The organism is Terrabacter sp. FW104-15G4B (assembly GCF_058790095.1).
Window position 1 is genome coordinate 26,173 of sequence record NZ_JBYTCI010000032.1, and the last position, 10,706, is coordinate 36,878.

Genomic DNA, 10,706 nt, shown 5'->3' on the forward strand with positions numbered 1-10,706 from the left:
CTGCGGACGCCGCGGTCAGGCCGAGGCGCGCTCGGCCGGCGGCGCGATGTCGCCGAGGATCTGGTCGACACACTGCTCGACCGTCCTGCCCGCGAACTGCGCCTCCGCGTTGAGCAGGAGGCGGTGGCTGAGCACCGGCTCGGCGAGCAGCTTGATGTCGTCCGGGACGACGTAGGTGCGTCCCTGGCTGGCCGCCCACGTCTTCGCGCAGCGCACGTAGGCGAGGCAACCACGGACCGACAGGCCGAGCTTGAGGTTCGGGTGGCGGCGCGACTCCTCGGCGATCCGGCTGACGTAGCCGAGGATGGCCGGGTCGACGTGGACCTCGTCGGCGAGCTTGCTCATCTCGACGATGACGTTGCTGGCGATGAGCGGGCTCAGCGTCTTGGCGCGGTCACGCGTCTTGGCGTCGGCGAGGACGGCGATCGTCGCCTCGTGGTCGGGGTAGCCGACGCTCGCCTTCATGAGGAAGCGGTCGAGCTGCGCCTCGGGGAGGCGGTAGGTGCCGGCCTGCTCGATGGGGTTCTGCGTCGCGATGACCATGAACGGCTCGCCGACCGAGTGCGGCTTGCCGTCGATGGTGACGCGGCCCTCCTCCATGACCTCGAGCAGCGCCGACTGCGTCTTCGGCGAGGCGCGGTTGATCTCGTCGGCCAGCACGATGGTCGCGAAGATGGGACCCGGGTGGAACTCGAAGCTCTGCTTCGTCGGCTCGTAGATCGTGACGCCCGTGACGTCGCTCGGGAGCAGGTCGGGCGTGAACTGGATGCGGCTGTGGGTGCCCTGCACCGTCGCCGACAGGGCGCGGGCGAGCTGCGTCTTGCCGGTGCCCGGGAAGTCCTCGAGGAGCATGTGGCCCTCGGAGAGCAGGCAGGTGAGGGCCAGGCGCGTCACGTGCTGCTTGCCCAGGACGGCCTTCTCGATGTTGCCGACCAGCTGGTCGAAGGTGTGCGCGAACCAGGTGACCTGTTCCTGCGTGATGCGACCTGTGGTGGGGGTGGCCGTCATGGGTGTCCTTCTCCTGTCATGTGATTCATCGATCGTGGGGGTATGCCGTGTGGCTGGGTGGGAGCGCTGCCGCGTGTGTCCTGGCGTCAGCCCCAAGGGTTCTTGGTCGCCGAGTCCCGGCCGTTGGAGCCGGTGCAGGTCACGGTCACCGACTCGTTCGGGTAGCCGAGGAACTTCCCCGAGTTGTTGCGTCCGTTCGTGGGAGTGTGCGTGCCGGCCGACCCGTCGTCCGGTTGCGACCACCCGCTGATGGCGCAGCTGATCCGGCCCTCGAAGTTCTGCAGCTCGTAGCCGATGTGGTTGCAGTTCGTGCCGCACTCCTGGCCCTGGTAGGGGTCGAAGCAGCCGGTCGTGCCGCACGCGGTGCCCTTGTAGACGCTGACCACCTTCGGCTTCGGCTTCGGGTTCGTCGTACCGCTGACATACGCCGTCCACGGACCGGGGCCGGAGTCCTGGGCGAGGGCCCGGACGCGGATCTTGCGCGTCGCGGAGTACCCGATGTTGTCGAACGTCGTCGAGTGCGTGCCGGCGCCGACGGTGGTGTTGCGGTCGCCGTCGATCTCATAGCCCGTGATCGGGCGGCCCTCGGAGGGCGCCGTGCCCCACGTGAACGTGATGCTGTTGTCGTCGTGGGACTCGCGCAGGCCGGGCACGCCGTTCGTCGGGCCGTACGGGTGGAAGCTCACGCTGTTCGACCACGGCGAGCAGTTGCCGGCGACGTTGCAGGCCTGGATCTGCATGGACTGCGAGCTCGTGCCGAGGTCGGCGGCCTTGCCGCCCGAGCAGCCGCCCGAGCAGGCCCACGACCCGCTGCGACCCGCGGACGTGCGCCAGTTGACCGTGCCGTAGCCGCGCGAGCGCGAGTCACCGAGGGTGAATGACGCGTCGGCCGAGTAGTCCTTGCGCGGTGTCACGACCGACGTGAGGTTCGGCGTGCCGGGGATGCCGTCTGCGACGTAACCGGAGAAGTTCGCCTTGTCGGAGGTCGCCGGGCCACCGTTCGTCGCCGTGACGGTGTACTCGACCTTCTGCCCCTGGTAGGGGATCGTGTCGCTGGCCGTGCGCGACTCGCCGCCCGAGCGCGTCGCGATGAGGTTCCAGGTCCCTCCCTCCGTGCGCCGGTACACCTCGTACTTCGTGATCGGCGGGCCGTTGGGGTCGGTGGACGGCCACGAGACCGTGACCTGGGCGTTGGCTTCGCCGGGGGTTGCTGTCCGCGGGCTCAGCGTCGGGGCCGGTACGTTGGCCGGCTTGCCGAACGACTGCGCCTTGACGGTGGGACCGAACGGACCCCAGCCGGCGCCGTTCTTGGCCTGGACGCGGATGTTGTACGCGTCGTTGTTGACCAGGCCCAAGAGCACCTTGGTCAGGGCCGGGGCCTTGACCGGCACCGTGCTGCCCGACCCGGCGTTCGAGCCGATGTCGACGTACTGGACGCGGTAGTCGCTGACCTCGCTGCCCTCGTTGGCCGGCGCCGTCCAGTGGACGGTGAGCTTGCGGTCGCCCGGAACGACGTCGCTGATGACGGTCGCCTTCGGCTTGGTGTCGGGTCGGACCGTGTTGCTCTTCGGGCTCTCGTCGGACCAGCCGACGGCGTTCTGGGAGCGCACCGTGAAGGAGGAGTCCTTGCCGTTGGTCAGGCCGGTGATCGTGCACGGCGAGCTGGCGCAGATCTGGCGCGCCTCACCGCCGTTGGCGATGACCTCGTACTGCGAGATCGGCAGGCCGCCGTCGTAGGCCGGCGGGCGCCAGTCGACGCGGGCCGTGCTGCCGAGGACCCGGTCGGCGACGGCCACGGGCGCGCCGGTCGGATCCGGCTTGCTCCGGACCGTGACCGTGACCTGGCCCAGCGCGGCGGGGCGACCCGGCGCATCGAGGACCCGCAGCGACACCTTGGTGTCGTTGCGGGCCTTGTCCGAGGCGGAGACGGTCAGCTGGCAGCCGCTGGCCGACGCCGTGACACCGACGCCCGAGACCACCTGGCTCGCCTGGACCGAGCACTGTGGCGCGGTGAGCGGGCTGTCCAGGTACTGGGCGAGGTTCACCGTGCGGCTCGTGCCGGCGATGAGGCCCTCGACGAGCACCGGGCGCAGCGTGGCGATCGGGGGCGCGCTCGTGACACGGACCTTGATCTTGAACGTGTCGGCGCCGCCCTTGGCCTTGATGGCCACGGCGCCGGTCGTGCCCGCTTGCGCCGACGCCTGGGCCTTGAGGACGACCTGCCGACCGCCCCGACCGACCTGCGACAGGTCGACTCGGTCGGCGGCCGGGTCCCAGATCGCATCGTAGGCCGCGGTACCGGCGTCCAGGCCGTCGGGCAGCCACGCGTGGCACAGACGAGGGATGTCGAAGGTGCGCACCGGGCCGTCGGCCGCGAGGAGCACCTCGTGGTCCGGGCAGCGCAGGACGGGCACGTCGGGCCCGATCTGCACCGGCAGGGTGACGTAGGTGCTCTGGGCGGCCTTGTCGTTCGGGCCGGTGGCGTTGGTGACCTCGAGCATGAGGGCGGCCGGTCCGACGTAGCCGTTCGTCGAGGTCAGCGTCAGCTGGGTCGCGGACGTCACGTCGGACTGGAGGTTCTCAGTCGGCGAGGTGGACACGGTGTCGGGCGAGGTGACCGACACCTTGCCTCCCCGCGGGTCGATGACGTAGTCGTCGAGAGGGACCTTGACGGTCGAGTCGGCGCCCATCTTCACCGTCTTGCCCGCCACGACGTAGGGCTGGCCGTTGTTGCCGGCGGGGACGTAGATGAGAGCCATCGCCTGGGCACCGTCGGCGTCCTCGATGACGTAGGGCACGACGCGGGCCTGGGGACGCAGCTGGATGCGCAGCCTGCGGCCCTCGCGGGTGACGCCATCGCCGTAGAACTTGACGATCTTCAGCTGCGACTGGTTGCCGTCGAGGTCGCGGTCGTTGGCGAGCGCGTCGACGAGGATGGAGGTCTCGCCCGGCTTGGCCGTCCCCGTGTCGTCGACCGCCGTCGGCGGGTTGTTGAAGTCCTTCTGCCCGCGGACCGTCAGCGTCGACTTCGACGGATCGAAGAGGCCGTCGGTGATCCCGTAGGTCAGGACCTTCGCCGGGCCGACCTCGGGCACGACGACCTTGAAGGTGTCGTCCTTCTGGCGCTGGAACTGCTTGAGGACATCGGCGTCGTTGAGCGTCCCGAGGTCGACGAAGGAGACCGAGTCGCCGGCGGCGATGAGGTCGTTGGTCAGGACGTCGGCGCGCACCGTGCGGCCCGGCGCCGCGACGACGTCGTCCTCGACGGCCACTGGGGGCTGCGGGTCGCCCGGCTGGACGACACCGACGCGCACGAAGCCGTCGCTCGTCGCGCCGAACCGGTCGCGCAGCTGGTAGCGGATGACCTCGGTGCCGGCGCTGCGCGGGTAGGCCTCGTAGCGGACCCTCGCGGCGCCGAAGCCGACGACGCGGCCGAACTTGAGGTCGACCGGGCCGCTGTCGTCGCCGACGATGCCGCTGACGAAGGTGAGGTCGCCGTCGGGGTCGACGCCACTGGTCGGGACCGTGATCGAGAGGGTGTCACCGGCCGTGACGCTGGCGCTGAAGCTGCGCGCCTGCGGCGGCTGGTTGGGGTACTTCACGGCATCGGGCAGTGGGTTGATCGTCACCGTGATGCGGCCGGTCTGACCGCGCGGGCGCAGGCCCTCGGGATAGGTGGTGTACTCGAGGATCGCAGTCCTGGGGCCGGTCATCGGGGCGACCTCGGGGACGTAGCGCACCACGGTGCCCGAGGCGAAGGCCTGGCCGCCGCCCGACAGCACGCGCACCCCGGGAGCCAACCTGAGCGGGATGCCCTCGCTCATCGAGTCGTTGTCGAGCGCGGGGATCGTCACGGCGTCGCCGACCCGGACCGTGGCGACGTCGTCGACGACCGTCGGCAGGACCTTGTCCTTCGGTTCGGGCTTCTGGACGACGGACAGCTCGCCGACGGCGGTCTTCGTGCCGTCGGAGATGGTGTAGCGCACGGTGCCCTGCCGGGTCTCGTTGCCGGTGACCGGGGCGGTGGCCTGCACCCGTACCCAGCGCCCCTGGACGATCGAGGTTCGGAGCCAGGCCTGTGCGGACTCGACGCGCTGGACGACGAGGACGTCGCTGCGCGGACTGTAGTCGTTGGACAGGACGTCCGCGATGACCGGCGTCTGACCGCGGACGACAGCAGCGTCGGGCGTCGCGACCGGTGGGGCGTCGTTGTCCTTGTCAGGAAGGATGTCGACCCGGATGCGGCCGGTGGCGACACCGGCACCCACCTGCGCGGTGTACGTGACGACGGAGGTGCCGGGCGTCCCGCTGGTCACGGTGACGACGCCGGTGTCGAGGTTGGAGTCGATCTTCAGCTGGCCGGGACCACGGACGGCCTGTGCGAGGCGCATCCGTGCCTCGGGGTCGGTCGGGTCGGCGCCGGCGATGTCGTTGCCGAGGGGCTGGAGCTGGACGGGCTTGCCCGCGACCGCACGCACGACGTCCGGCTGGGTGCGCGGCCGGACCGGCTTCGTGTCGTCCTCGCTCAGCACGTCGAGGCTGACCGAGGACTGGGCGGTGCCGCCGCGGCCGTCGTCGACGACGTACTTCACGACCTGGTCGCCCTTCTGGCCCTGCGCCTTGATCGTCAGCGCGCCCGAGCCGTCGACGGCGGTGGTCTCGACGTCGACCGGGGACACCTGGATCGGGTCGTTCTCGACATCGCGCCAGTCGGCGACGACACCGACGCGGACGGAGCCGCCGGCGACGACCGGGTAGGACGACTTCGCGAGACGGGCCTGGCCGGGGCGCAGCTTCGGAGCCGAGTTGACGTCGTCGGTGACGATGCGGACGGTCACCTTCGCGGTGGCCCGGCCGTTCTTGGCCGTGGTGCCGTTGTTGACGGTGTAGCTGAACGAGAAGGCCTGGGCGCCGGGCTCGTCGGGCACCGTCACCTGGACGGTCTGCCCGTCGGCCGACGGCGTGGCCTGGATACCGGGGGTGTCGGGCTGGGTCACGTCACCGGGCGAGATCGCGAGGATCGAGCCCTGGCTGTCGGAGTCGTTGTCGAGGACGTGCAGCGTCGACGTGCGGCCGGGCCGCACCCGCAGGTTGTCGGGCTGCGCCTTCGGCGGAGTCCGGGTCTGCTGGTCGTCGAGGAGGTTCTCGTCCTTCTTCTTGTTCTTGTTGTCGGTCTGGGGCGGCGGGATGACCGAGTTCCAGTTGTCGATCTTGACCTTGTTGCGGTCGATGTCCCACACGTCGCCGGAGTCGAGGTCGTTGAGCACGATGAGTCCGCGGTTGACACGCAGCTTGACGCCGTCGGTGCGCACCCCCTTCTTCATCGCCCCGAGGTCGACCGTGTCGGCGTCCGTGGGCGAGCCGCAGTTGCGGCCGTAGTAGACGTTGGACGCTCCGGCCCATGCCGCGTGGACACAGTTCCCGAGACGGACCGGGCCTGAGAGGAGCAGCTGCCGGCCTGGAGCGGCCTGGCCCAGCTTGACGCCTCCCGTCGTCGGGCCGTCGCCGGTCAGCGACACCTGCGCCAGCTGTGCCTCGTCCTGGATGAGGACCGAGGCGGCGTCGGGACCCGGCTGCTGCAACGCAGCGAAGGCAGGGTTGCCCGGCTCGGCGTTGCCGACCGACAGCTGCTGCGGCTCGGAGAGGGCGTCCGAGTAGAGCTTGCCGGTGGTGGAGTCCCACACCACCCAGTGCGCGCCGACGGAAGTGACCTGCGCCGACTTCGAGGAGAACTTGAGCTCGGTCGTGGCCGGCTTGTCGAAGGCCGCGCCCTTGGGCTTGAGGACGGTGATGGTGCCCTTCTCGGCCGACAGCGCGTAGACGGTGCCGTCGACGCCGACCGCGACGGCGGCGTTGGCGCCGACCTTGCCGAGCGGCTTGGCCTGCGTCTGCAGGCCGTCGAGGCCGGCGATCCCGGACGGGTCCGCGATGCGCTGGGCGCGCAGCTCACCGGTGGCCGGGTCGATCATCGCGATGCTGCCGCCGCGGAGGTCGATGGGCGGGGGTGTGAAGACGCGGTTGCCGGTGGCCGTGCTCGCCTTGGGCAGCACCACGGCCTGCTCGGAGCGCAACGTGCCCTCGGACGGGTTGATGGGGATGACCTGATTGCTGGCCTTGGTGTAGCCGAGGACTGCCGCGCCGTCCTGGAACATGTCGAGCCCCGAGCTCGCGCCCACGTCGGCATAGACACCGGCGTCGAGCTGCCCCGCGGCCTTGTTGATGCGTCCGAAGCGGGACTGCTCTGAGTTGGTGACCCAGATGCCGCCGTCGTTGAGGTCGGCCTTGCGGACGATCTCGCCCTCGCTACGGGTCGCGAGCCAGACGAGCAGGCTCGCGACGAGGGCAACGACGACGGTGGAGATGACCCCGATCCGTCGCTTGGTGGCGGCGGTGCTCATGCGTTCCCCTGTTCGGCCGCGACCATCCGGTCGTCGGCCCTGTCCGCCGGAGCGTCGAGCAGCGCGAGGTCGTCCTCGGTGACGAGCTTGGTCGAGAGCGCGTGCTCGACGAGCCTGGCCTTGCGGTTGGTGGCGAGCTTGCCAACGCCGCCGTGCAGGCCGCGCGTGCCGGCGTCGGCGAGCTTCTGGCAGACGTTGTCGAGCTTGCGGTTGAAGCGGGTGAGGGTCCAGCCGAGCCGGTCGGCGGCGGCGGCCGAGGAGGGTATCTGGCTCGTACCCGCCTCACGCCGTCGCAGGAACGGCTCGCACAGCGCGACGACGAGCAGCTTCTGGTCCGGCGTGAACGACACGCGCCCGACGGTCGCCGCCCCCACCTCGTCGTCATCGGCCTCTGCCGGCGGGTCGGCGGTCACGGACGTGAAGGCGGGGCTCGCCACGTGGATCTCGAAGTCGTAGGTGGTCGGACCGGCGGTGAACCAGACGATGAGCTTGCGCATGGCGAGCGGGATCTTCGCGCCCGGGTTGAGCCAGGCCTGGAAGAGTCCCTGCTCGTCGGCCACCGTGGCGGTCAGGGTCGAGCCGGTGTTGGTGAGCCACCAGAAGCCGTTCTCGAAGGACACGACGAGGAAGGTGCGGTGCAGGTAGGGGTTGTCGTCCACCTCGACGTCGCCGGTCCGGCCGATCGTCAGCCCGGTGTCGGGCGAGACGGAGTGCTCCTCGCCGCAGAACACGACGGTCACCTTGCTGTGGATCAAGATCGGGTCCCCTAACCCTGTCTGCGCGCCCCTGTGTGCCAGCACCAGCGGCCGGCGGTGTCCAACGATGCGGCGTTACGGAAGTCTGTGGTGTTTTGGTGCTGTCTGCGTCGAGGGTGCCGTCCCGCCTGCGTCCTGTCCACCCGCCGGCATACTCACGGGGTTGCGCGCGTCGGACCCGTTGCGCGCCACGGACGGCCCGGCCGCCCTCACTGTGCGGTCTCGCACTGGACGTCGGACCCCGGCGAGGCCTGCCCGGACCGGACCACCTTGACCGTGGCGCAGACCTTCGTGCCCTTGGCTGCCTTGACGGTGTACGACCGCGTCGGCACCGAGACGAGCTTGGCGCGGTCGGGGTTCGAGGCGTCCGACGGCGTCGGCGCAACCCACACCCGGAAGGTGTCCTGCTTCGACGCCTGCGGGTAGTTCCACGTGAAACCGACAGTGCCCCGGCCGGAGCTCGCCGAGACGGTGGGTTTGTCGAACACGCTGTCGCCGATGGCGCTGTCGTCGCCCGGCATGGACACCGTCGTGCGGGGCAGGGCAGGGGCGGGCGGGGGGTCGTCGGCTCCCGGTCGAAGCACCAGGAAGAGCACCACCCCGACGAGGAGTGCGACGCCGGCGACCAGACCCCACACCACGGAGGGCCTCGTCAGCGGCGACGCCGCCGGGGCGGCGGCAGCAGGACTTCCCTGCGCCGCCGGGGAGCTCGCCGGCCGGCGGACAGTGGCCTGCTCGCCGGAGTCGACGTCCAGGGGGGCGGTCTGGCTCCCCAGCGCGTCGGTGACTGCGGCCGGGCGCACGGGCGCGGCAGACGGCATACGGCTCGGGCTCGGCATGGGGGCCGGTGACCAGCGTGGCGTGCCGGCCTCGGAGCGGCGGCGCGTCTCGTCGTCGAGCCCCGACGGCGACGGCGCGGCGGGCTGGGCCACGACCGTCTGCGGGGCCTTGATCCGGGTGCGGTCCTCGTCGTCGACCGCGCGCCCCGTCGGCGAGCCCTGCGTCTGGCTGACGAGCGTCGTGTGGCCCTGCTCGTCGAGCACGACGATCGGCGTGCGGTTCAGCCGCTGCTGCTGCTCGACCGCCTGGAGCGCGCGGGCGAGCTCGAGCGCGGACCCCGGACGGTGCGCGGGGTCCTTGGCCATCGCCTGCGACAGCAGCCGCTCTAGCCCGGCCGGCACGTCCTGCCGGCCCGTCGAAGGCGGCGCGGTGCTGCGGATCCGCGGCATCAACGCATACGCGGAGTTGTCCCCGCCGGGCACCTCGAAGGGTGAGCGGCCGACGAGCAGCTGCCACAGCGTCGCGGCGAGCGAGTAGACGTCGGAGCGCTCGTCGCCGTTGCTCTGGCCGTACAGCACCTCCGGTGGCGCCCACGGCACCGAGACGCCGACGTCGTCGGTGGTCTCGGCCTCGACGTCACCCTCGCGCGCGCCGCGGCCGGCGATGCCGAAGTCGGTCAGACCCGGGGCGCCGTACGCGCTGATGAGGACGTTCGCCGGCTTGATGTCGCGGTGCGTGATGTGGGCCCGATGGGCCGTCTCGACGGCACTGGCGAGCTGGATGCCGGTGCGCAGCACGTCCTCGACGGAGAAGCGCTCGGCCCGGGCGCGCATCGCGAGGTTGGGGGGCGGGTAGTACTTCATGACGAGGTAGGGACGGCCGTCGTCGGACGTGCCGGAACGGAAGACCTGCACGATGTAGGGGTGGTCGCCGAGGGCGGCCATGGTGTCGGCCTCCTCGACGAACTGCTGTCGCAGCGCGTCGGTCAGCCCCTCGGACTTGAGCACCTTGACCGCGACCGGCATACGCGGGCTCTGCTGCTCGTAGAGGAAGACGTCGGCATAGCCGCCGGAGCCCAGTGGCTGCACGAAGACGAGGCCCGGGATCTTCGGAGGCGCGCCCTTCTTCACGGCGCCGGCTCGAAGGTGAAGGAGACCTCGTCGGCCATCGACACCAGGGATCGCGGCTCGAGGACCTGCTGGTCGTTGGCCCGCAGGCGGACCGGGGGCTCGCCGGGCAGCGCAACCGTCGTGCCGTTCGTGGTCGCGAGGTCGCGGATGAGCACGTGCCAGCCCTCGAGGATGACCTCCACGTGGTTGCGGGACACGTCGCGCCCGGGGCTCGGGACCTTGACGACGTGCGGGCGGTCGTGGACGGCCAGCCCGTCGCCGAGCTTGGGAGCGCGGCCGAGCAGGACGCTGCGGTCGAGCGTCACGACGTCGCCGGTCGAGAGGCGAAGCACGCCGAGCGGCGGCCGCGGCATCGTGAACGGCTCCTGCGGCGGGATGCCGGAGCCGCAGACGCGGCAGCGGTCGCCGTGCGGCGGCGTCGGGTGCCCGGTGACGCAGAGCACCGCGAGCACGCTCGGCCCCGAGGGGGCGAGGTTCCGGGCGGCGTGGCGGGCCTCGAGCAGGGCGCTGCGGTCGACGGTGAGCTCCGTGTCGTCCTCCTCCCCCGGGGCGGCTGGCAGGGTGGGTCCAGGCGGCGAGATCGGTACCGCGAAGGTCGGCTCCGCCGCCTGGGGGTCGGCCGGGCGGGCCGCTGG

The 10,706-nt window shown here is 71.1% G+C and carries 5 protein-coding genes; all 5 read right to left on the minus strand.

Annotated features, from left to right (window positions below):
* Positions 1 to 15 precede the first annotated feature (15 nt).
* Positions 16 to 1,008, minus strand: coding sequence for an AAA family ATPase (locus AC3WRT_RS18085; RefSeq protein WP_492724369.1), 993 nt, complete (start codon positions 1,006 to 1,008; stop codon positions 16 to 18).
* Positions 1,009 to 1,094: 86 nt separating this feature from the next.
* Complete coding sequence (locus tag AC3WRT_RS18090) at positions 1,095 to 7,406, minus strand: Ig-like domain-containing protein (protein WP_492724371.1); 6,312 nt, start codon at positions 7,404 to 7,406, stop codon at positions 1,095 to 1,097.
* A complete protein-coding gene (locus AC3WRT_RS18095) occupies positions 7,403 to 8,161 on the minus strand; it encodes a hypothetical protein (RefSeq protein ID WP_492724373.1) in 759 nt (252 codons plus the stop codon). Before AC3WRT_RS18095 ends, AC3WRT_RS18090 begins: the two co-directional genes overlap by 4 nt.
* A gap of 209 nt (positions 8,162 to 8,370) precedes the next feature.
* Entirely contained in the window at positions 8,371 to 10,071 is a 1,701-nt protein-coding gene (locus AC3WRT_RS18100) for a serine/threonine-protein kinase (RefSeq protein ID WP_492724375.1), read from the minus strand.
* Positions 10,068 to 10,706 (minus strand): FHA domain-containing protein (locus AC3WRT_RS18105; protein WP_492724377.1); only part of this gene is annotated, 639 nt, incomplete at its 5' end. The genes AC3WRT_RS18100 and AC3WRT_RS18105, both read right to left, overlap by 4 nt.